Consider the following 1,380-nt stretch of genomic DNA (forward strand, 5'->3'; position numbering starts at 1 on the left):
GATGAGTTTGATCACCCAGTTAATAATTTTGATATAATATTACGTATTTTATCCAATACTACCTGTGTACTAAAATTTGATAAATTGAGAATTGCTCAGGTAATACGTAATATACTTGACAATGCTATAAAGTACGGTAATCAGCATGATATTATAGTAACAATAGAAAATATTAGTTTTTCTTCAATATCAAAACGCAGCATAAATGGTATTAAAATAAGCGTTACAGATCACGGTATAGGAATTCCTAAAAATGAATTAGAACATATTTTTACCCCATTTTCTGAAAGTAGTAGAACTAAATCAATTGCAGGAGGTACGGGTTTAGGATTAGCAATTTGTAATTCAATTATAATAGCACATAATGGCCGTATTAAGGCCAACAGTAACAAAAAGACTACAACAATTTCATTTATCTTACCAATAATACAAAATCAACCTAATGGAAAAAAAATAAAAACATCTATATCACACCACAAAATAATAAATATTTTAGTTGTAGATGATGATTATATATGTCTAAAAACTTGTTCCATGATTCTTACAAATTTGGGCTATAATACAGTCACTGCCATTAATGGCAAAGAAGCATTAGATATACTAAAAAAACAGGATAATAAAATAGATGCAATATTACTTGATATTATGATGCCGGATATCTATGGTATTAATTTACTCAAAAAAATCAAATCAATTCACAAATTATCCCATATTCCAATAATGATACAAAGTGGTCTTTTAGATAAAGAAGAAATAGATAAAGCCTATGCTCTCGGAGCTGTAGGATTTATTGCAAAGCCATATAACAAAAATAGTATAAATGATATATTAGAAAGCATATACTACCTATAAGGTTGAAATGCATTATATTTGATATTTTTATTGGTCATTAAAGTGCTTGTTAGTTATTATGTGTAATTATTTTTTGTAATGGACTATCTTCTTTATGTACTATGATTAATCGTCATAATAGAAGTATATTAGGAAATTGGTGGTGGATTGTTGATAGACCGACTCTTATCATTATTATTGCTATTATACTTTTTGGTAATCTAATAGTTTTATCATCTGGACCGGCAATAGCCGAACATATTGGTGCAGAGTCTAATTATTTTATAAAAAAACATTTAATATTCTCACTAATTTCTATTAGTCTAATTATTGTTTTATCATTTTTGCCTACAGAAAAAATTAAAAATCTATCGATTATTGGCCTTATTGTTACAATTATATTAGTTATTGTAACAATTTTTTATGGTGTTGAAACTAAAGGAGCAAAAAGATGGATATCAATTTTAGGTCAATCATTGCAACCATCAGAATTCATGAAGGTATTTTTTATTATTACTGCTGGACGTATATTATCTGGGAATCATAGAG

Annotated in this window: 2 protein-coding genes; both read left to right on the top strand. The window is 27.3% G+C overall.

The genetic code is table 11. The features are described 5' to 3' along the window. On the top strand, nucleotides 1-852 hold an 852-nt coding region (locus IHI24_RS04680), incomplete at its 5' end, for an ATP-binding response regulator (protein WP_194966905.1). A 101-nt stretch (nucleotides 853-953) separates the two neighbouring features. Next, nucleotides 954-1,380: FtsW/RodA/SpoVE family cell cycle protein (locus tag IHI24_RS04685; protein ID WP_194966906.1), on the top strand; the 427-nt coding region annotated here is incomplete at its 3' end.

Origin of the sequence: Rickettsia endosymbiont of Cardiosporidium cionae (genome assembly GCF_015476335.1) — a bacterium.
Lineage (GTDB): Bacteria > Pseudomonadota > Alphaproteobacteria > Rickettsiales > Rickettsiaceae > JADHZC01.